This is a genomic window from Verrucomicrobiota bacterium, from assembly GCA_037139415.1.
In the GTDB taxonomy this organism is placed as follows: Bacteria; Verrucomicrobiota; Verrucomicrobiia; order Limisphaerales; family Fontisphaeraceae; genus JBAXGN01.
This window is the reverse complement of the sequence record JBAXGN010000065.1, coordinates 1-26203: the sequence shown is the minus strand read 5'-3', so window position 1 is coordinate 26203 and position 26203 is coordinate 1. Positions and strand designations below refer to the sequence as shown.

The window sequence follows — 26203 nt, the reverse complement described above, 5'->3', positions numbered from 1 at the left end:
GGTACGAAACTACACTGTTGCAATGAATTGAATGTATCGGTGACAGTCACGCCGTCTAAAATCCCACCAGCACGGCTTTCCGTCAAGACCTGCCCGGAAATAAATTTATCTTTTCCCGCCTGAATTAGGGATGAACCAACCGGATAATGAACGATGGTTGACCGCCACCGCCACCATGCTTCAGGATTTGACAAACCTCCGTAACTCAATCAGGGTTTTCCCCGACATCGCGGAAAGCAGTCGCGGACCTAACTCGGTTAGCAGGGACTTGGTTGGTGACAGCAACCGAAATTCCCGAGGTTGACCTGGGCAGCACTGGATGTGGGTGGCCCTTGTGTTGGGACGTTCGGATGAATATATGAGAGGGAGCACCTGCATTTTTGCAAGGCCTCGAACTTTAAGAAGCTGACTTTCACGCACTTTTACGGCGCCTTTTGCGTCACGCAAATTGTTGGCATTCTGCCTGCTATTGGTTGCCGACTGATTGGGTGCGCAGCCGCACCGGATTGCCATTAAGGCTGAAAACGTGGTACTGGTTCGTCTGGGCGTGCAGGATGGTATGATTGATGTTCATCTGATTCATGTTGGCGTGAAGGGTCAGCGCGTGCGTTTATCAGACGGGATTCCCCATTCTTGCAATTTTTTATCGGCCTGGGCTTTACTGTAAGTGCCACCACCGCACGGTATAAAACACGACCAAGGCGATTTTTCCTGTTTCGCCAAATCGAACGAGTAGGTGACAACCATTGCTTCCTCGATTTTTTGTCCGTCCGCCGTAACCATTTTGCCACTCCAATAAGTATCCGTCTCAGAAATGATCTTGTCTCCAACGACTTCCACTTCCTTTGAAGCATGCGCCGGCTGGCCTTTCGCCAACAGTGCTCTTCCTTCCGGATTGGACCATGTCAAAACCCTTCGCTGGGATCCTCCAGAGAACCCAATTGCGTGGCAAAAGGGGTAGTCCAACCTGCTCCCGCATCGTATTGGCGTCGACACCATACTTTGTCGCGCGATTCACTCTTGGACTGCATCCAAAGTTCATAAAGCATAGAACAAGCAATACACAAACGGCTCTGACTGATCCGACTATTGCATATAGGCTTGCCTGGTTCATCGTTGCAAATTTTAATCAGCTAAATTCGTGAAGAGTCGTTGTTTGGCTATCTTGGCCATCTCATCCGTGAATTCGGTGCATTTCAACTGGTTCACTATACCTCTAAGTTCTTCCGCTCTCTGGAGGAAAAATGCTTTGTCATCACGAAAGAAGGCGATGCTAAAAAGGATATCCGTTGTTTCGCATAGAGTCCTGAAATTATCCGAATGCTTGAGCAAGCGGACAAAACAGGTAAACGTCTCCAACCGATTTGAAGCACACAACGCAGATATTGTGCTGTTCCTTAACTCGTGGGGTACCGAGTCATCCTGGGAGAGGCTTGCAAGCTCATGAATAAAGTCGGCTATATCTGCATCTGTGAAAACTTGATCATAGAGACTGGACTGTGGAAATCCCGCAGTCATCGCACTGTCCCAATGGCCACGGGCATCGTGCTCTAGGACAAGCGTTGCTCTAACAGTTGCAGAACGTGCACTGCAGATGTCCGAGCCTCGTATTTCATCGCTAATTATTTTTAGAGCGGAATTCATATTATTGGAGCAAGTTGACTCCGTTTTCGAATTCGGACCATCATTTTTCCTGTTTTGCACTATACCGCCTTTTGAATTGATCCCGACAAATTATGCCATGCCGCAGCATCCAAGTAAAAATCCTGCCGCGATCCCCGCAGCGAATACCATGGCAAATGGCCCCTGGAAACTGGCCTCTGGATTGGCTCAACATGGCGACAGAGAAGCGGATTCAACGCTTAATGTCAAGCAGAGAACGAACTATACTATTGGTTGTTTTTAAGAATTACTTATATACAATCTGGTCCTTTTGTCCTTTTCATTTTTCCCTCCCGGCGGCAACCGCCTTTGCGCAGACCCTGCTACCATGACGCCCATGAATGACATGCGTATTATCTGCCCGCCAATGCCGCGACCCCTCGCGAATCATCTTCGGTTTGATTCGTGTGCGACGGCGTTGCGTATGCTGGCTTCTAACTCCAAGCTTCTATCGTCTGCTCGGCAATCTTTCACCTGCCATTTTTTTTCCAATAAATTTTTCTGCAAAAGTCGGCTTCGTCCTTCGGACTTGGCACCTTCTGGTCATAATTTTTGCCATGTTCGGCCTTCGTCCGTGTTCCATCCTGTTCATCCTGCCCATCCTGTCTTCATTTCTCTGCAAAAGTTTTCCGGGTTCCGTCTTCGGATTTATACTCTTGTGATAAAAATTTCATTTCATCACAATTTTATAACATTTTGTGATAAAAAATCGTTTTCATCACAAAAACATAACAATTCCGCTTTCGCCCTTCGGCCTTCCTTCGGATTTCGCGCTTCGGCCCAAATCAATCCGGTCAATCCGGTCAATCCGGTCAATCTTGTTCCCCCCCTTTCGCGTGGTTTGCGTGTTTGGCGGTTCAAATTCCCTTGGCTGTTCCCCCCAATTTGCAATGCTTGGTTTTCCACCCATCAATCCCATTCCTCCCATAGCTCCCACCCTGCAATTTGAAATCCACTGCTAACTGATCACTTCAGCCTTTCTACTTTCTACTTTCCCATGCTCCGCTCCACCATTCGCCGCCATGTCCGCCGCATCGTTCGCGTCCTCCACCGGACTACCGCCAACACCGCGCATTCCAGCCTCGCCCGGCTGGCCACCCTCCGCAACCGCGCCGAATCCACCCTCAACCTCCTGCGCGCCAAGCCCCTGCCGCAGGACTTTGACACCCTGTTTCTCGACCACCTGAAACTCCGCCTCCTGGACTTGATTATGCAACCATCCCCATCACCCACCGTCATGATGAAATACTTTGAACTCTGGACGAAGTACCTGGCCAAAACCTCCAACGCAGAGCCCCGGCCACCTTTGCCCAAGCATAACGCCGAAGCCGGTATTCGTCCCGAGACCTTCGCCTACATCGAGGAAAAACTCAAACTCATGTGAGCATGCCGTCTTCCTCCTCCCACGCCCAAAGGTCGCTGAGTTGCGATGGATTTTATGAATGACCCCTTTTTTGACCCCTTTTTCCTTTTTGTTCCCGCAGCCGCAAAACAAACCGGGCTTGAGCACCCCTGCGAGAACTCAAGCCCGGGCTTCATATTGTTTAAAAGCCAGGTGGCGACTAATCCCGTCCGCGCAGCTTGGCCAGCAAGCGCAATATCTCGAGATACAGCCACACCAGCGTCACGAGCAGCGAAAACCCGGCGTACCACTCCATATACTTCGGCGCGCCGTTATTCACTCCCTGTTCAACGAAATCGAAGTCCAACAGGAGGTTGAACGACGCCAGCCCAACCACAAACAGGCTGAAACAAATACCGATGGGGCCGGATTCGTGGATGTAAGGAATGCCCGAGCCGAAGAAACTCATGACGAACCCGATGAGGTACACCAGCGCAATGGCCCCGGTGGCGGCGAAGACCGCCGTGCGCAACCCCTGCGTGACCTTGATGATGCGCGCCTGATAGAGAAACAGCATCGTGGCCAGGCAACCAAAGGTCAACACCACCGCCTGAATCACGATTTTCGGATAGTATTTTTCAAATGTCAGGGAAATGGCCCCCAGGAACAGCCCTTCAAACAGCGCATACGCAGGAGCCAACCCAGGCGACCAGCGCGGCACAAACGCGCCCACCAACCCCACAATCAAACCGCCCACCGCCCCGCCCACAATGAACGGCATCCGATACGCCGGCATGAACCAGGCCGTCAGGAATGTACACAGGCACAGAAATAACAACAGCCCGGTCTTTTGGACAACGCCATCCATGGTCATCGTCTTGGCATCCGCCGCTGCCGGACTAAATACAGACTCACGCAATACAGGATTTGAACTTGTCATAGTTAATTACCTTCGTTGTTTCATTTAACCACCGAACACTTCGACACCCTAACCTAAACGCGCGTTCATTTCAACTTTTTTGTTGTTCCATACCAGTGACAAAATGTGCGATGAAAGCGAATACATCATGCCAGCGCAAATTCATGATCTGCACGAGAGACCGTAAAAATGAGGGGGGCGACGATTCTGCGGAACAAGCGTCCCCCGGTTTTTCCCCTGCTGGCCCCCACGCGCACCCGGGCGCGCACGGTGGAGAAGAACAAGGGGGTCACCAACGATGTCAAAAGCATCCTCGCCGATCCACTCCTGGTGGCTCCCGGCAGTGGACAGGCGGGGCTGGATTCGGTCGCTGGATACAAGTTGCGCATCGGTTCTCCCGCGCTCAACGCCGGTGTGCCGATCACCGGCAACGGCGGCTCGGATTATTGGGGGAATCCCGTTTCCGCTAAATCCGCGCCCCACCTCGGGGCCTGGAATGAACGCCCAATCACCAAGTGAACATCAACTCCCGGTTGTTCGCTCTTCGCCACCATTTTTGTAGTAGGCGATGATCTCGCGCCGGCTGCGCACGTGGAGTTTCTCGTAGATGCGCCGGACGTAGGTCGCCACGGTGTTGGTGGTGATGCCCAGTTCGCCCGCAATCTCTTTATAGGTTAGCCCGTCCACCAGGAATTTCAGCACTTGGTGCTCTCGCGGACCCAGGCTGGCATCCCCCAGAGCCGCACCGGCTGCCGGTGGATTCGGTTCACGGCGGAAGAAATCCACGACTTCGCGCGCAATGCCCGGACTCATCGGCACGCCACCGGCCCGGATTTCCCGGATCGCTTCGAGCAGTTTCCCGGGCATGACCGGCTTGACCAGGTAGCCATGCGCTCCGGCAGCCAGCGCACGAAAGATGGTCTCAGGATCCTGATAGACAGTCAGCATGATGATCTCGGCGCCGGGCAGTTGCGGGGAGATTCGAGCGACGCATTCCACGCCGCTAACGTCCGGCAGGTTGATATCCATGAGGATCACATCCGGGGCGAGCGACGGAAGGCTGGTCATTGCCGTGGCGCCGTCGGCAAAGGCCCCGACGCATTGGCAGTCCCTGGCGCTGGCGAGCACCTCGGTCACCACTTTCCGGATGCGCGCGTCATCCTCGACTACGGCAACTTTGATCATGGGGAGTTCCTTGTCGGCTCTGCGTTTTTGTCTGCCAACGGCGCGCTGAACTCGACACGGGTACCCTCGCCGGGGCGGCTGGTGATTTTGAATGTGCCGCCGATGTCTTCCATGCGCCGGCGCATGTTATCCAGCCCTTCATGCGTGCCAGTGGCGGTGGCCTGTTCAGGTGCGAACCCGCAGCCGTTATCCTCGACAGCAATGCGCAGACTGGAATTTTCGACACGGACTTCCAGGCGGATTAAATCGGCCCGGGCATGTTTGGCTGCGTTGTTCACCGCCTCGCGGACAGCCAGAAACAGATAGTGGCGTACTTTGCCTGCCAGGGCGGTCCCCGGCATTTCCTGAGGGATGTCGAAGCGCACGCGCAGGCCGCCTGCGTCCAGGAATTGCGCGGTGCATTGGGTCAGGTAATTGACGAACCGTTTCACGGTGTCATTGGCAGGATTGATGGCCCAGACAATCTCGTCCACGCTGCGCGCCAGTTCAGTCGCCGATTGACGGATGCGCTCGACGCGCAGCCGGGTATCGGCCGTCGGGCCTTGCGCGAGATCGTTGTGGACCCAATCGCTTTGCATGGCGATCTCGGTCAACCCTGCGCCGATGTTGTCGTGCAGATCACGGGCGATGCGAGCCCGTTCGCGTTCCATGGCTTGCTGGTGTTCCAGTGCGGCAAGCTGGCGCTGCATCCTTCGCTGGACGGCCAGCCGGCCAATCCAGGCAGCCGCGGCTGTCGCCAGTGCTCCGATCACCAACCAGAACTCCCACCGTTGATACAGGGGGGCGACCACGATCAGGGGCAGCGACACTTCCTGACCGCTCAATGCCCCATTCGCCTTGGCGGCGGCCACGCGAAACCAATAGCGTCCAGGTTTCAGTCGTGAATAATTGGCCTGCCCGGCACCGCTGCCGCCGATGCTGTGCGCGGTCTGCCATTCCAGCGTCAAACGATCGCCCGGTACCACCGGGATGAATGCGCTCGTGGCCCAGTTGCCAAAAAAGGAAGGATCATCGTCGTGGATGGCCAGGATGGGGTGGGGGATGGGCGTGGGCCGCGTCAGCACTTGGGCCAGCTCCGCGCGTGAGCCTTCGCGAATCCAATTGGCTGGGGAGCCGAGCGGATGCGACAGCTCGGTTCCCTTGGTAATGCTCAAATCAAAAACTTTAGGTTGTTTATCTGCCCCATGCTCGACCAGGACATGAACGGCATCCACGCCAAACTCCCCCATGCCCGCGTCGCCGCCATGGGACAAAAACGAGATTCGAGCCGAGGCGGTCCGTTCAGGCGCGGTGGCGGTTTCACGCCGGGCTGAGAAATCCGAGGTTTCGATGCTTCCCCGCCACCCAGGCGTTTCGCCAGTCAGGTAAAACTCGCTGCTGCCCACCACCTGGCCTTGACGGTCCCGGAAGTAGATGATTGCCCGCATCTTTATCGGGAGGTCCTGCCAGGTGTCGTCGTAGCCTTCCAGCTTGTAGCGCAGGCGCGCCGTGGGTTTGCCGTTGCTGTCTCCCTCCGTGAAGTGAAAGCGCACTGAGCGGGCGGTGGCGTGGATGGGTAGCGGCGCGGAACTCCGGCTATCCCTCGCCGAAAGGTCCCGCATTTGGCCATCGGTCTCGATCTGTGTTATCCGGATGTCAGCCGAAGCGCCCTGGCTGAACAATAAGAGACCGCAGGCCAGCAGGCCCGAAGTCATCATTGTTCTGTAAGGTGCGTTTCGCATCACAGCGCGTCGTTTGCGGCACCGAGGGTACCAACTTCCGGAGGAGCCGACAACGTTCAACCGTCATGGTCCTGTCACTATTTCTGTGACATGACGTCCAGCGGGAAGTTGGCCCCAGCATGGTCTTGGTTTCACTGATGGACTTTCCGAGCTTCGATCTGCCTGATGTCGTAGCACAGCACCTTATTCTTGGCGCGAATGTAGAGTCGGCCGGGCCGGCTCAGGGGGAACGGTCCCGCGCGCGAAGATGGACAGGTCCCATCGCTGCACCCACGGCACGACAGGCTTGCTGGCCTGGCATTGGAGCGGCAGCCAAAGGTAGCGCGAATCCACGAGGTTGGTCTTGTTCCAGCGGTCGGCCATGAAGATGAATGCGTTCTCCTTGCCAGCCACTGGAAATACAAACGTGCTTTGGCCACCGAAGGTCTGGTCGGCATTCTGGCCGCGACAGGGATTCCCCAGTTCCGTCCACGGCCCCCAGATGGAGTTCGCCACGGCGGACCGCGCTGGATTCGGGTCCCAGCCCGTGCATCCGGAGGCCATGAACCAGTATTTGCCGGCGTGCTTGAAGAGGACCTGAGCTTCCATGCGTCGTTTCTCGAAGACGCGGGCGAACTTGCCGCTGTGCTTGAGGTAATCGTCCGTCAACAGCGAGATATATGTGGTGTCGTTGTTCTCGGAGGAATAGACGCGGTACGCCTTGCCGTCCTCGTCGAGGAACAGGGTTTGGTCCCGGCTGTCCTGACCCTCCGGGCGAACGCTCTCCAGGTAAGTGAACGGCCCGGTGGGCTGGTCGGCAACCGCCACGCCCGCGCGCGCGGCCTGGTAGTCCTCGCTGTCGATGTGCATCCACATGACGAACTTCCTGGTGCGGGCATTGAAGACGACCTTGGGGCGCTCGCAGACTTTCGAGGGATGCAGATCGAGGGACGGATCACCCGGCACGGCCTTCAGCACCAAGCCCTCGTCCTGCCAGTTGAACAGGTCGCGCGACGAATAGCAGCGAACGCCCGTGACATCGACGCGATACCCGTCCCACGCTTTCGTGGATTCAGGCAGCCAGGTTCGGCCGTCCTTGTTCTCGCCATACCAGTAGTAAGTGCCGTCGTGGAATAGCATCCCGCCTCCGTGGGCGTTGATGGGCTTGCCTGCGGTGTCGAGCCAGACCTCGCCCGGCTGAAACGCCGATTGCTTGGTGGAGGATCGATCCAGTTCGGCAGCACGCAGCCCAGTCAGTGCGGCCAGCAGCAAGGCGATGCAAGGAACGATGGCAAGTCTTGGAGTTCTGTAGATCTTCATGGATATGAACGGGGTTTGGAATCAAGAAACGTGCTGCTTTGCCACCCTGGCCCTACGGTTCCACGCTCGTCTTCTCGGAGTTGGGGAAGTTTGGCGGGATGGGGATTGAGCATCTTCCCGTGGCTGCCCACTCGCACGCCCGCAGGAGCAGCAGCTTGAAGCCGACGCACTTCATGCCATTCAGGTCGTGGCCCATCACGTTGGTGACGACGCGGCCTTTGCCGTAGGGCACCCACCAGACGATCGGCTCGTTCTTACCGGTGCCCTTGTGCTTGCCGCCCGGCTCCGAGTAGGCGGTGAGCAGGATATGGACGTTCTCGGCCGGTCCACGCTGGCCATGGTAAAGCTCGTCCTTTTGGTGCAGCCAATGCACAGGCATGCCTTGAGTGATGGGATGCTCCGTATCGCGGACGGTCATCGTCCAGGCGTACCACCCAGCCCAGTCGCCGTGGCCCATTTGGCGGCCCTGGCCAGGTTCCTCGCGGACCACCTTGCCGTCATCATCGACATAGAGGCTGTAGCCGTTGCCCCACCAGCGCCACAGCAGGCCGATCATCTGCTCGTATTCTTTCCAGCCGCTAAACGAGTTATTGGCTGCATGGATCGCCACGACGCCGCCGCCGCCCCGGACATATTCGACAAAGTCCTTCTTGACCTGCTCGGACCACATGGGGCACTTCATGCCATTGTCGTTGTAGTTGAGCACGACGCAGTTGAACTCGCGAAACTTCGGGCTCCATGCGTCCCATTCAGCCTGGGGTGCGTCCTTCTCCGGGGTGTTGTCAACGGTCGTCTGGAAATGGCCGGCCTTGTCCAGGACGCCTTTCATGAGGGGCGTCGTGGTCTTCCAGTCATGGTTGTTCTGACCGCCGATGATGAGGACTCTGATGGGCTTTTCGGCAGCGAATGTCGAAGCTGCCGCGAGGACCAACAGACCGGCTAACAGGTAAGATCTCAGTTTCATTGTGAAATTCCTCTACAGAGTGGAATCGGTCAGACCAGCCATTTCTTCCGGTACTCAGTATGAACGAAGCGGGCCGCTTCGGGAGCGTTCTTGGCTTCCATCTTCTCACCATCCCATTCCAGATTCTTGCCCGCGCGAATTGCTAAAACACCGGCCAGACCGATCTCTGTGAGCTTCCCGCCGGTATCGAAGTCGGAGAAGGTGCGTCCCTCGCCCCGGCAGGCGTCAAGCCATTCCTTGCCGTGTCCCTTGGTGCGCGGAAGGCTCGCGGGAATGTGCTTGGTGGCGGGATGGTTCAGCACGCTCACAAGATCGGATTCGCCGTTGAGGCGTATCAGGCCGCCGTCATTCCAATGATCGGTGTAGATGCAGCCCTTTTCGCCCCGGATAAAGAGGCCCGTCTTGCTCGGGTCCAGATCGAGGACGGGCTTGATGACATCGGTGGGCGGCTTGCCTCCGCCCTGCCAATACAATGCCACCGGCGGGAGATTGCCGCGGGCCGGGAAATGGTACTCCACTGCTGCCTTGCCAGCCGTCTGCTCCCACGGGTTTTGAGGGTTGACGTTCACCACCAGTCGCTCGGGATAGCCCAGGTCCAGTGCCCGCACGGGCAGGTTCATGGAGTGGCAGCAGAAGTCCGCTAGGCTGCCGTTGCCGAAGTCATACCAACCCCGCCAGTTCTTGGGATGATAAACGTCCTTCTTGAAGGGACGCATGCCTGACGGACCGACCCACAGGTCCCAATTGAAGCCAGGGGGAATGGTGTCCTCGCCTTGGGCATTGCCTTCGCGGGCGAAGCTATGGATACCCCACTCGTATACTTCGCGGATCTGCCCGAGCGCGCCGGCCTTGATGATCTCGACGGAGCGGCGCAGCGAAATACCGGCACTTCCCTGATTGCCCATTTGGGTCACGACCTTGCTATGGCGAGCCAACTCGCGGAGTTCACGTGCCTCGGCGATGCTGTGCGTGAGGGGCTTCTCACAATAGATGTGTTTGCCGGCCTTCATGAAGGCCTTGCACAGCGGAGCGTGCCAGTGGTCTGGGGTGGCGATCAAGACAGCGTCAAAGGTCGCGGCGTCATCCAGCAGCTTCCGATAATCCTCGTAGACCTTGGCTGTCTTGCCACCTCGCTTGGCTGCAGCAGCCCCTGCCTTTTCGATCTGCCCGGCATCCGGGTCGCACAGGGCGACCAGATTAGCACCGTTGGAAAGCAGGCCGCCCATGTCGCCACAGCCCTGCCCGCCGCAACCGACCACGGCGAGATTCACCTTGCCGTTGGCGGCCGTCGAGGCGGCACTGCCGCGCATCACCAATGGCCCGCCGAAAGCGGCCGCACTGATGCCCAGCGCTGATGCCTTGAGAAAACCGCGGCGCGAAACATTTAATAAGGTATGTTGCATAAAGCGCAAGTTCTGACGTTTTGCGATAGCATTGTATTCAGCCGTGTCACGAATTCTGTGACATGACACCCACCGGAAGTTCAGCCAGACTGCCGTCATGAGATTATTGTGTAATTTCACTTTTTTGACTGTCGCGCTCTGGGGTCAGATCGTTGGCCTTGCCTTGGCGGCGCCTGCCGCGGAGATCCACTCTGCGGGGCCTGAGAACCGCCCAACAACTCAATACATTCTGTTTTGCCGCGCTCCCGGCCAGGGCATGTATCAGGGTACACCTGAGACGCTTGGCCGCAAACAGTTCGAGGAGGTGTTGACTCATTTCCCAAACCAGCCGGAGGCCCGCCGCCAAACCGGGATCAGCTACATTTTTTCCTGTTTCCGCACCCGGCCGGAAATCACCCTGAAGGCCTTGGAAGTGTTCTTGAAGTCGGCGGAACAAACGGGCACGCCGATCCTCGTCCAAATTGACACCGAACACTGGTGGCAAGACCGGCCCGATCTGTGGAACTGGTGGGATCCGGCCAAACCCGGATACAACCCGGCTAACCGCGAAAACGTGGAATGGACCGGTTGGTCACCCGATAACGCCATCAAGATTGCCTGGCGCAACTGGGGGCGCCAAATCCGCGTATTGCCGCCACCAAACTTTGCCAGCTCACGCTACACTGAAGCATGCGGGACGGAGATTCGACGGTTGATCCCGATGGTCATGGCTTGGTACACCCAATTGCCGGTCAATAAGAAACACCTCTTCATTGGCGTCAAGCTGGGACATGAAACTTCGATTGGCGTTAACGCATATCATTATCCCGACGGCAATGCACTGTTAGCCAAACCTGCCACGGAGGATCCGCCGGGACACCTGAAGACCGACGACGTCCTGGCACGGGGAGTAGCCCAGATCGGCTATGCCGCTTTAAAAACTTCCGGTATCCGTACCAGCGGCGCCCCCACTGAAAGCGAATTGCGCGACGTTTCCCGGCACTATCTCGAAAACCTCTGCCGCGAAGCCTCTCAGGCCGGGGTGCCGCGCGACCGCTTGTTTGCCCACGGTGCGGGGTGGAAGACAGGTGAACTGATCTACGATGTGCCGGTCAACCGTTATGCCTGCCCCGGCTGGAGCTTCTACCAGCATGCGGCTGATCCCGGCAAAGACGTCGGCGTACAACGAAATCTGGCTCGGTCGGACGCTCCCTACTGGGCGGCGGCCGAATGGTTGCTCCAAGGCAAGAAGGACGCGACCGCGTGGCAAAGCGCGCTGACCAAGACCCTGGCCGATCAGCGCTGCCGCTACGTCTGCATCTTCAACTGGGAAGGCATCCGCTCCAACAGTATGGCGTTGCAAGGCATCACTCAAACCCTGGCCGCCAACACGAAGTAAACCGGTCAACAGGAAATTAACCTCAAAATGAAACGATCAGACCTCACGAAAGCACTATTCGCGCTGGCGGTTTTTGCCGCCGTTCTGCCCATGAAGGCCCTGGAGTATCCCTACGCTCCTTACAACGAAGGGAAGATGGATCCACAGAAGACCGGCTGGCCGCTGACCGAGGAGGAGCGAAAATATGTTCAGCTTCCGGAGTACGAGCGCCGACCTGGCCGCGATATCAACCAACACAAGCCTGCAATGTGGCCAGTGACGCCCTCGGCCGGGTTCTGGGGCGGCACGAGCTGGCTGGATACCCACGCGAACCTGGTCAAGGTCGCGCAGGCCAGCAAAGGCCCCATAGATGTTTTGCTCGTGGGTGACAGCATCACAATGCAGTGGAGCGCTGCGTGGGCAAAGCACTTCCCCAAGCTGAAGATTGTCAACCTCGGCATCGGCGGCGACAAAACGCAAAACGTACTTTGGCGCCTCGACCACGGCGGCGTGGAAGGTCTTGAGCCGCGACTGTGTGTGCTCCTCATCGGCAACAACAACATGTTCTTTACGCCTGAGACCGGCATCGAGCCGGTCGCCAAAGGCATCAAAGTTTGCGTGGACAACCTGCGCGAGAAGTTCTCCAAGGCCCCGGTGATCGTGGTGAAGGTGTTGCCCGCGCACGCACCGGGTAACCGATTTTATGAGGACATCAAGCTGGTTAACGGCACGCTGGATAAGTTGGATTTGGAAGCCGATCCCATGGTCAGGGTGCTGGATATTTGGGGCGACATGGTGAATGCCGATGGCACGCTGCAGAAGGCCTTGTTCACCCCCGACAACATCCACCTGTCGCAGGACGGAGGCTATAGGCTCTACGCGGAAAAACTAAAGCCCCTGCTGGAGGCTTTCCTGGCTGGAAGAGAAGTGCCCAAGTCAGTGCCCAGGACTTATCCGGCTTCGGCTCCGGAAGCCAGTCCCGCTCCGGCCGCCAAACCGGCGCAAGTTAAAGCAGAGCCTGCACAGGCAAAACAGATCGTTAACGATGGCAAGATCCTCATCTATCCCTATGCGCCGTACAACGAAGGCAAGATGGACCCGCAGCTCACCGGCTGGCCACTGACGGACGCGGAGAAGGATTGGGTTGCCAAAGGTGAGTACTTCCGCAAGCCCGGCCACGAGGTGCAGAAGCATCTGCCCGAGATGTGGTTCGTTACTCCGACGGCAGCCCGTTGGGGCAAGGACGGTGAGGAAAATCTATGGGTTGCGCATCACGCCGCGTGCGTCGAAAAGGTGCGCGCGATGAAGGATGGCATCGATATGGCCCTTCTCGGCGACAGCATCACGCAAGGCTGGGGCGGCGGCTGGGACGGTGCGGCGTTCAATGCTGCATGGCAAAAACATTTTAGCGACAAGAAGACCGTCAACCTTGGTATTGGTGGCGACCGCATGGAGAGCATTCTCTGGCGGCTCGACCACGGCGCGCTCGATGGCGCGTCGCCGAAGGTCATCGTGCTGATGATCGGCGTGAACAACGCCCCGCTGGTTTTTGCCAACGGTGCACCCGCTGCATCGGCAGCCCATGGTATCAAACTGTGCATTGAGAACCTGCGAATGCGCTGTCCCAAGTCGCAGATCGTCCTCGTAAAAATTCTCCCGGCCTTCGACCCGAGCAAGGAAGTCGGTGCGAAAGTGCGAGAGATCAACACCGCGCTCGACGCGCTGAAACTCGACCGCGATCCCCAAGTCCATATTCTGGATCTGTGGAGTGATTTCACCAACGCCGACGGCACCCTGAAGACCTCGCTGTATTCCGACGGGCACCTGCATCTTGGCCCAGCCGGCTACGAGGTCTTTGCCACCAAACTAAAGCTGTTGGTGGACAAACTAATCGAAAAACTGTAATGCTCATTCTCATATTGGCTCATGAAATATTTTTATCTGACCACCCTGCTGTTCGCGCCGTTGGCTGTGCTGCACGCCGCCAAAGCCGAATTCCAATCCAAACACCTTGCCGTCGGCCTCTCTCGCACGACCCCGGCGTTCAGCGCATTCGCCGTGGACTCGTTGGGCCAAGGCAAGCTGGACCAGAATCCGGTGCTCGCGGAGACCAATGCCATTGCGGGCCTCGAACTCGTCGGCCAGACCTACCAATTCAACGGGAACCCCGTCTGGCATGTCTCGTGCAGCGAAAAGGTGCTGACCCTGCGTTCGGATTACGCGTCCGGCGTCCAAGCCCCGCCGTTCATGCTCACCTTCAATCAAAAGGCCAATCACGCCACACTGCTCGGCCTGATGAAGCCGGGCGAGCGGCAGATGAGCCTGCCCTGTGTGCTGCATTTGCCGGACATGGGAACCTTGCGCATCACCGGTAACGCGCGCGACGCCAAGCTCGATTACGACGCGCGCCGGTTCGCGAAGCCTCCGTTCGTGCGCATCGCCTTTCCGGCGGCGACGGCGAAGCAGCGGCGCGTCGAATACCGGCTCGAAGTGGTGACGATTCATCCAAACCTCGCGGGCATCGAGAAGAATCCGCTCTACGATGGCTTCCGGCGCGACTGGCTCAACGTCTTCCAGGTCAATCCGCGGGTGCAGATGCTCGCAAACAACGCCTCCAGCGATCCCTGCGCGTTCACGCTGTTTGAGTATTCGGATCTCGCGCGGCACACGCCGCCGTTGGCCGACGGCTTGACCGCCAACGATCTGATCCGCATGACGCTCGACCGCTACCTGGCTGGCGCACTGGGTTACGGGCAGATCGGCTACGGTTACACTCCCGGCGAGGCGGACCTCATTGCGTGGAAAACGCCGTTGACGTCGCTGGATACGCTGCCCTCGTTCCTCATCTCGGCGTGCAACTATGTGAACGGGTCGGGCGACTTAAAATGGGCGCGCGCCAACTACGACAAACTGGCCACCTGGGGGCATGAAATGTTTGCCTCCGATAAGAACGGTAACGGCCTTATTGAATACCCCGGCACGGGCAACTTCGGCGACCGCCCCAAAACCGATCGGCGCCCCGCAAACTGGTGGGACACCATCAACTACGGCCACGAGGACGCCTTCGCCAACGCGCTCGCCTATCGGGGCGCCACGATGTTCGCCGAACTGGCGCGCCAACTCAAACACGACAACGACGCCAGGTTCTTCAGCGAGAAAGCCGCGAAGCTCCGCGCCGCCTACGCGCTCACCCTGCTGAATCCGGCGACGGGCGTAATCGCCGGCTGGAAGAGCGCCGACGGCCAGTTGCACGACTACTGGTTCACCTATGTGCAAGGCATGGCCGTTACGTTCGGCCTGCTCGACGATCCGACCGCGAACCGCGTCATGGACCGGCTGCTGGCGAAGATGCAGGAGGTCGGCTACACCAACTTCAGCATTGGCCTGCCGGGCAACCTTGTGCCGGTGCAGAAGGGGGATTACGTCCACGAGAACCACAAGCCCGAAGCCACCGGTGAACCGCTCCTCGACGACGGCAGCGACGGTTTCCAGTTTTACGAAAATGGAGGCGCAACCGGCTGCTGGGCCTATTACACCATCAAGGCGCTCTATCAACTTGGCCGTGTGGAAGAGGCCCGCCGCATCTTCCATCCCATGCTGGCCGGATATGCTCAAGGCAAGTTCCAAGGTTTCGATGTTACCGGCCGGTCACTCGACTGGCGTGATTGGAACGGCGGTGGCCACGGCTACGAGGGCTTGCTGGTGGACAACTACCACGCCCTGCTCGCGGTGCTAGATGACTGGAAAGCGAACAAGCCTTGAAACATATCTCCATCCTCGTCACCCTGATGCTCTCGCCGCTGGATCCGCGATTCATGAACGAACTCCTGTCCGGCGAAGTCTTCCAGGCTGCGGGTGTGCCCGCCCCGCGGATCGTTCACGCGGTGGTTATCCTGAACGGGCGCACGCTCGGCCTTTACTACCTGAAGGAGGGCCACGACAAAGGTTTCCTCAAACAGTCTTTGGCCTGATCGAATTCAACCATTGCCACTTTCGTCCAATTGCAGATCATGAATACGTAAACTGATGTCCAATGAAACGGAGTTGCGCATGGCCAACGGCACATCGTAGTCTTGGAACCGCCAACCCAAGGTAGCGATGGAAACACCGTATTGACCAACAGAAACATGTGTAACATATTGATTTTATGAAGACTCACCCCCACTCGTCTTTCCTGCAATCGGCCATGATTGTACCATGGCGCCTTGTCACCATCATCGGGCTGGCTGGTTGTTGCTGCGCCCCGGCCCGAAGCGCAACCCCGGCGGACGAGGTGTTCCGTCCGGAAGTGATTGTCCAACTGATGCACAAAGCCAATGACTGGCAGGCCGCCCATCCCGTCATGAAGCCGTCCGACCGCAATTGGGAACGCGCCACCTGGTACACGGGCATCATGTCCGCCTGGAAGAACACCCGCGACCCGCGATTCCAGGACCAGGCCATCGCATGGGGAAAACAGCACCAGTGGCAGGTTGGCACGGAAAAGCAGGGTGCCAACCGCCTGTTCTGCGTCGAAACCTGGACGGAGCTCTACCTCGAAAAGAAGGACTCCGGTATGATCGAGCCTGCCGTTCAGTGGCTCAACACCCCCGCCTCAAATTCTCCGGCCGGCGCCAAGGTTTGGTACTTTGAAGGCGGGCGCCGCTATGCGGACTCCCTGTATGGTGCCTGCACCTTGGCCATGCTGGCCAAAGCAACCGGGGATAAACAGTATCTCAATTATATGCACGCGTTTTGGACCGACGTCACCGCCGAGATATATGACCGCGAGGAATCCCTTTATTATCGTGACCGCCGCTTCATCGGCCAAAAATCGCCGGCCGGCAAAAAGATTTTCTGGTCGCGCGGCAACGGCTGGGTGCTGGGCGGTATCGTGCGGGTGCTGGAATATTTGCCGGAAAGCGACCCTGCCTATGCCGGATACCTGGCGCAATACCGGGCCATGGCCGCCGCCGTTGCCAAATGCCAACCGGCCGATGGACTATGGAGGCCCAACCTCGCCGACCTGGATCACGTCCCGGTGCCGGAAAGCAGTGGCACCGGCTTTTTTTGTTATGCCATGACCTGGGGCATTAATCGTGGCATGCTGGACCGCGCCACCTACGAGCCGGTGGTGCGCAAAGCCTGGAAAGCCTTGGCGGGTGTGGTCAGCGCCGAAGGTCAGGTGCAGTTTGGCCAGCCCGTGGGCGACCGTCCGGCGGTGGTCAAGCAGGAGCTGACCCATGAATATGTCACCGGGACTTTTCTCTTGGCCGGTAGTGAAATCTACCGCCTGGTAAAATGATGCTCGGCGCCGTCATTGCCGCGTCGTTGATCAGCGCCACGGAGCACCCGCTCCAGCCGCAGATCAACCAGGTTCTCCAAAGCCAAAAACGGGTGGCGGATTTTACTCCCACCGGATTGACCCGCGCGGATTACTTGAAAGTGGTTGCCGGCCAAGTGCGCGCTTTGCGTCCCTGCCAGAAAGCCAACGGCGATCTGCCTGATCCAGTGGATGGCCGCACGCAATTCAGCCCCCCCTGTTATGCGCATGCCGTGGCCACCCTGGCTGCCAGCGGATTTGACCGGGATCCGCAACTCCTGGAATCCGGCATGCGGGCCATGGATTTTTGCGCGGACAGTTTGGCCAAAGGCCGGAAGGCTTTTCCGGATCAGCATCCGGATTTTTACACCTACCCGGCCATGCTGGCGCTGGAGGAATTTGAAAAAATTGCCCCCGCCGCCCGGTTGGAAACCTGGCGGAAACAGTTGGCCATGCTCAATCCCAAAACCACCTATGCCACCTATGGCAAGGCAGACAATAACTGGACGCTGGTCCACACCGCCGGAGAATTTTTGCGCGCACAGCGCGGGTGGGGCTCATCGGAATACGTGGATCAGGCGCTGGCTATTCAAAAACCGCATATCACTCCTTTGGGACTTTACCTGGAGCATGGCGCTCCGTTTGCCTATGATGCCTTTTCCCGCTACTTCCTCACCGGCATGCTGCACCTGGGCTATCAGGGGCAGGCGTACAAGTTCTACCGCGATGCCTGCTGGCGCGGCGCGTGGACCAGCCTCATGATTCAATCGCCATTCGGAGAGCTTCCGACCGGTTATCGCAGCGCGCAGCATATCTGGAACGAGGCGGAGTTGGCCAAAGTGTATGAAATCTACGCCGCCCGATACGCCCAAGCCGGCAAACTGCCGGAGGCGGGCGCCTTCAAGCGCGGCGCGCATCTTGCTCTGCAAAGCATCCGGCAGTGGATCCGACCGGACGGCAGCGGGTACATTGTTAAAAACCGTTACCCCATCGAATCCCGCCATGGCTATGAAGGTTATTCCGTGCATGCCAATTATAACCTGCTGGCCTGTTCGATGCTCTGCGCCGCGTGGCGTTTTGCCGACGATGCCATCGCCGAGGCGCCCGCGCCGGCCGATGTGGGCGGGTTTGTGATTTCACTGCCTGAATTCTCCATGGTGGTGGCCAATGCCAGCGGGAACTACGTGCAGTACATGACGCGCGGGAATCAAATCTACAACCCCACGGGGTTATTGCGCGTGCATCTCAAGGGGGGACATCCCCAACTGGGTCCTTCGGATGGATGCATCGTCAAAACCGGTAATGAAAAAAGCAGCCTGTCGCTGGGGCCCGCCTGGCAGGACGCCGCCGGGAGATGGCAATCCCTGGCAGCCATGACCTCTGCTGTGCCTGCGCTGACCATTCTGCAGCAGCAAACAGCTCGTGCCAGCTTCCGGATTGAGTTTGTGGTTCCGCCCAATGGCAGCAACTCCCAGGCGTTGCGAATAGCCGAAACAGTCGTGATCGAACGTGCCGGGGTAACCGTTACCAATGACCTCTCCGGCAAGGCGGATAAGCTGCGCGTCTCCTGGCCCATGCTGGTCTTTGACGGGGAGGAAAATACGAACGTCATCCTGGACGGAAACACCGCCACCTTGCATCTGCGCGGGCAAGGAATTTGTTTCACGGTGCTCGAGCCCGGTGAAACCCGGTTGCAGCGTAGCGGGCTGCGTCTCAACCACCGCAACGGACAAGCGGAGGCTGCACTGGCTGAAACGCCTGCCCGCCGCATCGTGTACCAGATTAGGCCCCATGGCGTCCCATGATGACTTGCGGCCTGCGATAATTCTCAAACCCCATGTGTTACAACTTATGAAGCAAGTTTCCTCCATTCTGAACCTCCTTCGCGTGCGCTGGCTTCAGGTGTCGCGCGAAGGGCGGTGGACCGTTGCCGAACGCATTTTCCAGTTGCCCTCGGTCGAACTGAAAGACACCCCCTCGGGTTTATCGAATTTCATGAAACCCACTCTTGCCCTCCTCACCGCCCTGCTGCTCGCGCCGCTGGCCGCACTGCACGCCGCCCAGTTCTACGTCGCAACCAACGGCGTGAACACCAATCCCGGCACGCTGGAGCGGCCTTTCAGGACCATTCAGAAGGCGGCCTCGATTACCGGGCCGGGCGACACCGTTCTTATCCGTGCCGGCACCTATCGGGAGCCGGTTGCGCCCTCGCGTTCGGGCGAGGCCGGACGCCCGATTACCTTTCGGAATTACGAGGGCGAAGAGGTGACCTTAAGCGGCGCGGAGATCGTGCCGGCCGATGCTTGGAGCCGGGGCAGCAACAAGCTCTTCCAGGCGGCCGTGCCCATGCCCCTCGGAAACGATAACCAGTTGTTTTTCAATGGCCAGATGATGATCGAAGCGCGGTTCCCGAACGCTTCCCTGGATGTTTCGCGCCCCGCCAAACTAGCCGCGCAGTCCGGCTCCTGCGTCGGCACACGCGACAAAGCGATCGGCACCATCACCAATGCAGCGCTGAATCAGCCACCCGGATACTGGACCGGCGCCTCCTTGCACATTGCCTTGGGAAAGGTTTGGATTTTTGAAACCCTCAAGGTTGCCGCTTCGGGGCCCGGCTGGATTCAATTTCCATTCCACGAAGGCACGGATTATCAGCCGCGCGAGGGGAATCCGTTCCATCTCACTGGAAAGCTTTCCGAACTGGATGCGCCGGGCGAATGGTTTTACGACCCGGCCAGCCGGAGATTGCATTTCCACCCGCCCGCGGATGCAGACCCGGCGCAGCATCGCGTCGAGTTCAAAGCGCGCCAGTTCGCCTTCGATTTGCGCGGGAGATCGCATATTGCTTTGAGCGGACTCAAGCTGTTTGCCGCCACGATTGTCATGGACAAGGACAGTGGCCACCTCGACCTGAACGGACTGGATTGCCGCTATCTTTCGCACTTTTCCGAACTGGTGCGATGGAAAACGGGCCTGACCAATTCCGGCATCATCCTCAACGGCCAATCAAACGTCCTTCGCAACAGTCTGTTGGCTTATAGCGCCGGAAACGGCGTCGCCCTGATTGGGGTTGGCCACACCATTTCCAACAATGTTATTCATGATATTGACTACACCGGAGGCATCGGCGCTGGAATCAATACCGGCGGTGGCTGCCGCGGCGCGGTCATTTCGCACAACACAATTTACGACGTCGGCCACCGGATGATTGACATGGGGAAGCTCCGTGCAGGCTTGCTTGAATACAACGACCTGTCCCACGGCGGCCTGCAAGTGACCGATTTTGGCGGTGTCTATGCCGCCTCGACCGATGGCGAGAACACCCGCATCTGTTACAACCGGATTCACGACACCGACGGCCCCAGCAGCGGACTGGCGCGGCCCAACAATTCCAAGGGGATCTACCTGGACAACGGAAGCTCCAACTACATCGTGGACCACAACGTCACTTGGAACGTGGATCGCGCGCTCGTGCTGAACTCGCGCGAAGGCAAGGGAGAGACTAACCGGAACAACTTGATCCTGAACAATACCCTTTCCGGAACAAGCTGGAGCTACGGCTGGAAACACTGCCCTTCGCCGGAGACAGTGGTTGCCAACAACATCTTCCTGGCCCGTGCCGAGCCGGGCGTGGGCGCAACCGTCAAAAGCAACCTGTTTCCGGGCACCGATCCCCGTTTTGTGCCCGGCTCGCGGTTTGAGCTGCGGGCCGATTCCCCCGCCCGCCGCGCCGGTGTGGTGCGTGCCCCTTACGCCTTGGGCACAGCCGGCCAGCCACCCGACCTCGGGGCCTTTCCGTATGGCGTGAAACCGTGGACAGCGGGTTCGACATCGTGGGATGCAAACAAGCGAACCGCCCAAAACCCCTCTCCCTCGAAGGACCGTATGATGTATGCCGACACCACGCGGCGGGGCAAGCCGTGGTCGAAGAATCCATTCGTGCTCCGCCTGGGTGGGCGGTATCTGATGTATTCCTCGATTCTGCCGGTACCAGGCAGCGATGCGCGCGAAAGCGAGATCACCGAAAGCCGCGATCTGATTCATTGGAAGAACGTGGGCGTGATCCGCGTGCAGGAGCCCTACGAAAGGAATGGCATCAGCGCCCCGTGCGGCCTGGTGAAGGATGGCCAGGTGCATTTGTTCTATCAGACCTACGGCAATGGCACGAACGACGCCATCTGCCACGCGGTCTCGGACGATGGCATCACCGGTTTCAAACGCAACCCGAGTAATCCCATCTTCCGCCCGGACGGTGCGTGGAATTGCGGTCGGGCCATTGACGCGGAAGTGTTCTTTCACGACGGCAAGTATCTGATGTATTACGCCACGCGCGATCCCGGCTACAAAGTCCAGATGCAGGGCGTGGCGGCCGCGCCCGCGAACACCACGTTCAGCCGCAACGAGTGGACGCACCTTTCCAAGGACGGTCCCATCCTGAAACCCGAATTGCCGTGGGAAGGCGAGTGCATCGAGGCCGCCTCGATCATTCGCCGCAATGGACAACTCTACATGTTCTACGCCGGCTCCTACGACAACACGCCGCAACAAATTGGCGTCGCCACCAGCAAGGACGGCGTGAAGTGGACGCGGTTGTTCAACGAGCCGTTCCTGCGCAACGGACGGCCCGGCGAGTGGAATTCCAGCGAATCAGGCCATCCCGGCATCTTCGACGACGGCGCTCGCAGCTTCCTCTTTTTCCAGGGCAACCCGGACAAGGGAAACACCTGGTGGTTGTCCAACGTGGAAGTGTTCTGGAATGCGAAAGGACCATTCCTCGAGAGTGGACAGAGTTCTCCGCGTAACCCTTAACGCTCATGAAAACAGCCAATCATCTCCTCACCGTCCTGCTGCTCGCACCGCTGGCCCCACTCCACGCCGCCGATGCTCCGCCAAAGCGTCCGCTCCTGCTGGCGAATTACTATTGCTGGTATCACAACGGTCAGCACCCGAAGCGGCCGTTCCTGCACTGGACGTATCCATCGTCCGCGACCAACGCGCTGGCGAGGAAGGAGCAGAAACCCGGCGAACCACCCCCGAATAGCGTCCTTCGTCCGCTGGTCGGCCTCTACGACAGTGCCGATCCAAAGATCGCCGAATGGCACGTGCAATTGGCGAAGGCGGCGGGCATTGATGCGTTCCTCGTGGACTGGTGGGACACGCACAACGCCCTCGATCAAAACGTGGAGCGCGGCATCGTCGCCGCGGCGGGCAAGCACGGATTCAAATTCGCCCTGCTCGATGAAAGGGCACAGTTCCACCACAAGTTTGAGGACTACCAGGCCATGCTGACGAGAACCCTGAAACGCTACAAGGATCATCCCTCCTACCTGCGGATTGATGGACGTCCAGTGGTGTATCTCTACCAAGTGGCGACGAAACCGGGCCTGACCGCTGCGGAGTTTCCGCTGCTGAAGAAACACGTCGAGGGTGAAGTCGGCTCAGTCTATTGGATCGTGGACAAAATCGCCCACGACGCCAAAGCGGCCAACACCGGCGACCTTGCCCGTGAAAAGCGCATTCCTGCCGAATGGCTCGCTACGCCAGGTGTGGACAGCTTCGCGTTCTACAGCACGTTCTCGAACTTCCGTGCGCACAACTACGATGCTCTCGCCGGCAAATACCGCTACCTGACCAAGCTCGCCCACGATGCGGGAAAGAAGATGCTCCTGCCCGTCCATCCCGGCCACGACAACTCCTACTTCCGCGACGATCCCTACGTGATGCCGCGCCGGGATGGGCAGACCCTGCGCGACTTCCTGCGTGCCGCCACTGACGCCGGCGCCGATTTTATCATGGTCACCAGTTGGAACGAATGGCCCGAGTCCACGGTCGTCGAACCGTCTTCCACCTGGCCAGACCCATATCTTTACCTGAAGATCCTGGCCGAATGGAAAGGCGTGTCATTCACCCTACCGTCATGGATCAAGCCTGACAAATAACCAGAATCGAAATCAACGTGCTTATGGCATTTCCATAAATTGCGATAGGGGTAGGGATGGCCCGTATGGCCACCCCTCCCTCCGAACCGGACAGGCGAATTTCCCGCATTCGGCTCTCCAGTTAGTGAGTCCTGTATCGGACCTGGCTCGCTTCAGCTCGGGCTCTGGCTAAGGAGAATAGCCCCAGATCGGCGAAGTGCGCTCCAGCAACTGCCGGCTTTGCCGGGCCACCTGGCTGTCGCGGTGGCCCACCAACACCAACTCCACCGGCCCCAACTCCCGGAGGGATCCTCCAATCGGTGGCAGTTCCAAAGCCTGGGCTCGTACGCGCGTTGACTTCCTCCGTCCCGCCAGGGGGCTGGCTCGGGCGGGCAACTTGAGCAGACCGCGGCGTTCCAGTTGCTGGATGGCCAAACGAGCCATGCTGGTCTGCCAAGTTCCCGCAGGCCCTCGCCAATCCAGCCATTGGCACAGCTCGCGTGACAGTTGTCGGCGCGATAATCCCTCCCCGCTTGCGTTGAGCCGGGCCATCACATCCGAACTGATTTCGCGCCCACAAATAACCATGCGCCAGCTTGCCCTCAAACCACCGGCGGCGTTCAGCACAAAAGTTGTGGGACACGTTCAGCCCCAAGGGAGAGGGTTAGGGTGAGGGGGTACGGAACGGCATTGTGATCCCCAGCGTCACCGCCGCCAATCCGTCCGGTGCGATTGCCTGCGCGCAAATCCAAAGCGGTGTCGCGTCCCCCGTCACCCCGCCTTGCCGCCTCCCTGATATTACCCGCATTTTTTACGTGCGCATTCCGCCATAAGATTTACCATGCGCGCCATGCCGGACATGTACGAGCAACTGCTGGACGCGACGATCCAGCATTTGGAAGAGCTGCGAACCCAAGGCACCCGCTTTGTGCAGGTGTCGCCTGATGCCTTGGCCGCTTTGGGGCAAAAGACGCCATTACGCCGTCCGTCCGCCGTGGCGCCAGCCAAACCTGCTCCCCCGCCGTCCCCCGCCCCATTCCGGCCTGCACCGACTCCGGCACCAATACCCCGCACGACATCCGCGCCATTACCCCCGCCCGCCCCCATACCGGCAAGCGCACCAAACACCCCTGCCTCCATCTTGGATTCGGCTGCAAAAGCCACCGCCTTGGCGGCTCTGCGTGAAAAGGTGTTGCCGTGCGTTAAATGCCCGGGCCTGGCCAGCTCGCGCAAAAACGTGGTGTTCGGGGTAGGTAATTTCGATGCCGATCTGATGTTTGTCGGAGAAGCACCGGGAGTTGACGAAGACCAACAGGGCGAACCGTTCGTTGGTGCCGCCGGCCAATTGCTCAATCGCATCATCGCGACAATGGGACTGGCTCGCGAACAAGTGTATATCGCCAACATTCTCAAGTGCCGTCCCGATACGCCCGGTCAATCCCGCGGCAACCGCAAACCCACAGCAGTGGAAATGCAAACCTGCATTCCTTACCTGCACCAGCAGGTTGACATTATCCGGCCCAAAATCCTGGTTGCGCTGGGCGGCACCGCCTTGGAGGGATTGTTGGGCAAGACCGGTATTTCCCGGCTGCGCGGCACCTGGCACACCTACCGAGGCATTCCCTTGATGCCCACCTATCATCCCTCCTATCTGCTGCACCAGGAATCGCTACGCGACAAGCGCCTGGTCTGGGAGGACATGTTGCAGGTCATGGAAAAGCTCGGGCTGCCCATCAGCGAAAAGCAACGCCGCTTTTTCCTCAAGTCGAGTGGATAAACCCCAAATCCAACGCCAGCAACTGAATCGCAGGCCCCGTTAGCCTGCAACAAGCATTCTTTTCTTGCGTTTTTTGTGCCTCTTTGCGGCTAACGGTGTCTTCTAGCGTGTAACCACACTTCCCGGCGCTACTTCCGAACGAGAATCAGGGTTTTCACCGAGCGATTGCCGGTAGCCATGGATTTCAACAGGCCGGGCAACTCCGAAAGCGAGCATTCCCCGTTCACAAAGTCCTGCGCGCGAATCACACCGCTTTCAATGAACTCAAGGGCGCGCCGAATAGTGCGTGGTGTGTGGTGGAAACTGGCCACCAACGTCAGGTTGGCGTAGTGCATGCGCGCGGTATCCAAGGACACGGAAGTGCCGGAGGGGCATCCGCCAAACAGATTAACCAACCCGCCTTTGCGTACCAACTCAATCGCCGCCGCCCACGTCTCTGGCTTGCCCACCGCCTCAAACACCACGTCAAAATCGCCTGTGGCCTCCGCTTTCACAGCCGCCGCGGTTTCCCCCCCGGTCCCCACGACAATCAGGCGGTCGGCCCCCAGGCGTGCCGCCGCTTTCAACCGGGTCTCACCCCGACCGGCCACGGTGACCTCACACCCGGACCGCCGGGCCAACGCGACAAACATCAGGCTGATGGGGCCGGAGCCGATCACCAACACGCGTTGCCCCATTTTCAACCGGCAATCCTCCAAGCCCAGCACCACGCACGCCAACGGCTCCGTCAAGGCCGCGTCCGCAAAACTCGTTTCGGGACGCAAGCGCAACAAGTTTTTCTCCGCCAAGCGAGGCGGGATGATTATGGATTCGGCATACGCTCCGTTCAGAAACAACAGATCATCGCACAAATTCTCCTGCCCTTCCCGGCAATAGAAGCAGTGACCACACGGCGCGGAATTGGCAACCACCACGCGGTCTCCCACCTTCCAGGGAAAAGCCGCGCCACTTGGCGACGGGCACACCTCGCTGATGATGCCCGCCAGTTCATGGCCAAAGACGGAAGGCGGCACGATCATGCGGGCGTGGTACCCCCGCTTAAACACTTTAAGATCAGTACCACAGGTCAGCGCTGCCTCGATACCAAGGCGCACCTCGCCCGGTTGCAAGGCCCGTTCCGCGACCTGTTCGACCCGTACATCTTCTTTTCCATATAGAACCGCTGCACGCATAGTGCCGCCATCATGCGCGAACCTTGGGAAAAGGAAAGTGCGAATCTGAATTGGTCGAAGCCTGACGAATAAACTCAGTCATCCGTTACCAGAACCGAATCGGGCCCAACCCCGCCTTCAGAGTGTTCATTAACCGAACTTTCGACACTGGGACGGGTTTTTAATAAAAATCCCTGGCGCAA

At 58.7% G+C, this 26203-nt stretch carries 21 protein-coding genes; 12 read left to right on the top strand and 9 right to left on the bottom strand.

The features are described 5' to 3' along the window. Positions 1-597: 597 nt before the first annotated feature. Positions 598-876, bottom strand: a complete 279-nt coding sequence (locus tag WCO56_13095; protein ID MEI7730506.1) for a hypothetical protein — start codon at positions 874-876, stop codon at positions 598-600. Positions 877-1594: 718 nt separating this feature from the next. Between WCO56_13095 and WCO56_13090 the strand changes: the two genes are divergently transcribed. Next, complete coding sequence (locus WCO56_13090; protein MEI7730505.1) at positions 1595-1906, top strand: hypothetical protein; 312 nt, start codon at positions 1595-1597, stop codon at positions 1904-1906. Between the two features lie 753 nt (positions 1907-2659). Next, positions 2660-3046: a hypothetical protein gene (locus tag WCO56_13085; GenBank protein ID MEI7730504.1), complete on the top strand. Its 387-nt coding sequence runs from the start codon at positions 2660-2662 to the stop codon at positions 3044-3046. A 178-nt stretch (positions 3047-3224) separates the two neighbouring features. Here WCO56_13085 and WCO56_13080 read toward each other — a convergent pair whose 3' ends face one another. Then, positions 3225-3944, bottom strand: coding sequence for a Bax inhibitor-1/YccA family protein (locus WCO56_13080; GenBank protein ID MEI7730503.1), 720 nt, complete (start codon positions 3942-3944; stop codon positions 3225-3227). 168 nt (positions 3945-4112) lie between these two features. On the opposite strand from WCO56_13080, the gene WCO56_13075 reads away from it, so the two are divergent. Continuing rightward, positions 4113-4442 carry a hypothetical protein gene (locus tag WCO56_13075; GenBank protein MEI7730502.1) on the top strand — a complete coding sequence of 110 codons (330 nt, stop codon included), beginning with the start codon at positions 4113-4115 and terminating at the stop codon, positions 4440-4442. A 3-nt stretch (positions 4443-4445) separates the two neighbouring features. On the opposite strand, the gene WCO56_13070 is transcribed toward WCO56_13075, so the two are convergent. The 5 genes from WCO56_13070 to WCO56_13050 all read right to left on the bottom strand — a co-directional run bounded on the left by WCO56_13070 (position 4446) and on the right by WCO56_13050 (position 10495). Beyond that, entirely contained in the window at positions 4446-5108 is a 663-nt protein-coding gene (locus tag WCO56_13070) for a response regulator transcription factor (GenBank protein ID MEI7730501.1), read from the bottom strand. Beyond that, positions 5105-6805, bottom strand: coding sequence for a sensor histidine kinase (locus WCO56_13065; GenBank protein MEI7730500.1), 1701 nt, complete (start codon positions 6803-6805; stop codon positions 5105-5107). Before WCO56_13065 ends, WCO56_13070 begins: the two co-directional genes overlap by 4 nt. Positions 6806-7012: 207 nt before the next feature. Further along, positions 7013-8128 carry a glycoside hydrolase family 43 protein gene (locus WCO56_13060; protein MEI7730499.1) on the bottom strand — a complete coding sequence of 372 codons (1116 nt, stop codon included), beginning with the start codon at positions 8126-8128 and terminating at the stop codon, positions 7013-7015. A gap of 52 nt (positions 8129-8180) precedes the next feature. Continuing rightward, a complete protein-coding gene (locus WCO56_13055) occupies positions 8181-9092 on the bottom strand; it encodes a ThuA domain-containing protein (GenBank protein MEI7730498.1) in 912 nt (303 codons plus the stop codon). Positions 9093-9121: 29 nt separating this feature from the next. Further along, a complete protein-coding gene (locus tag WCO56_13050) occupies positions 9122-10495 on the bottom strand; it encodes a Gfo/Idh/MocA family oxidoreductase (protein ID MEI7730497.1) in 1374 nt (457 codons plus the stop codon). Between the two features lie 124 nt (positions 10496-10619). Between WCO56_13050 and WCO56_13045 the strand changes: the two genes are divergently transcribed. The 8 genes from WCO56_13045 (at position 10620) to WCO56_13010 (ending at position 23093) form a co-directional block, all read left to right on the top strand. Further along, positions 10620-11873, top strand: a complete 1254-nt coding sequence (locus tag WCO56_13045; protein ID MEI7730496.1) for a hypothetical protein — start codon at positions 10620-10622, stop codon at positions 11871-11873. 27 nt (positions 11874-11900) lie between these two features. Beyond that, positions 11901-13757: a GDSL-type esterase/lipase family protein gene (locus tag WCO56_13040; protein MEI7730495.1), complete on the top strand. Its 1857-nt coding sequence runs from the start codon at positions 11901-11903 to the stop codon at positions 13755-13757. Positions 13758-13778: 21 nt separating this feature from the next. Further along, entirely contained in the window at positions 13779-15614 is a 1836-nt protein-coding gene (locus WCO56_13035) for a hypothetical protein (GenBank protein ID MEI7730494.1), read from the top strand. Next, the gene (locus WCO56_13030; GenBank protein MEI7730493.1) at positions 15611-15823 is read left to right on the top strand and encodes a CotH kinase family protein; all 213 of its coding nucleotides are present in this window, start codon (positions 15611-15613) and stop codon (positions 15821-15823) included. Before WCO56_13035 ends, WCO56_13030 begins: the two co-directional genes overlap by 4 nt. Positions 15824-16038: 215 nt before the next feature. After that, entirely contained in the window at positions 16039-17136 is a 1098-nt protein-coding gene (locus WCO56_13025; protein ID MEI7730492.1) for a glycoside hydrolase family 88 protein, read from the top strand. Further along, a complete protein-coding gene (locus WCO56_13020; GenBank protein MEI7730491.1) occupies positions 17133-18959 on the top strand; it encodes a hypothetical protein in 1827 nt (608 codons plus the stop codon). The genes WCO56_13025 and WCO56_13020 overlap by 4 nt, the downstream gene beginning before the upstream one ends. Before the next feature lie 46 nt (positions 18960-19005). Beyond that, positions 19006-21963 (top strand): family 43 glycosylhydrolase, encoded by a 2958-nt coding sequence (locus WCO56_13015; protein MEI7730490.1) that lies wholly within the window; start codon positions 19006-19008, stop codon positions 21961-21963. A 5-nt stretch (positions 21964-21968) separates the two neighbouring features. After that, complete coding sequence (locus tag WCO56_13010) at positions 21969-23093, top strand: endo-1,3-alpha-glucanase family glycosylhydrolase (protein MEI7730489.1); 1125 nt, start codon at positions 21969-21971, stop codon at positions 23091-23093. Between the two features lie 168 nt (positions 23094-23261). On the opposite strand, the gene WCO56_13005 is transcribed toward WCO56_13010, so the two are convergent. After that, positions 23262-23660 (bottom strand): hypothetical protein, encoded by a 399-nt coding sequence (locus WCO56_13005; GenBank protein MEI7730488.1) that lies wholly within the window; start codon positions 23658-23660, stop codon positions 23262-23264. Between the two features lie 253 nt (positions 23661-23913). On the opposite strand from WCO56_13005, the gene WCO56_13000 reads away from it, so the two are divergent. Continuing rightward, positions 23914-24849: a uracil-DNA glycosylase gene (locus WCO56_13000; protein ID MEI7730487.1), complete on the top strand. Its 936-nt coding sequence runs from the start codon at positions 23914-23916 to the stop codon at positions 24847-24849. A gap of 128 nt (positions 24850-24977) precedes the next feature. On the opposite strand, the gene WCO56_12995 is transcribed toward WCO56_13000, so the two are convergent. Continuing rightward, positions 24978-26021, bottom strand: a complete 1044-nt coding sequence (locus WCO56_12995; GenBank protein MEI7730486.1) for a zinc-binding dehydrogenase — start codon at positions 26019-26021, stop codon at positions 24978-24980. Positions 26022-26203: the final 182 nt, after the last annotated feature.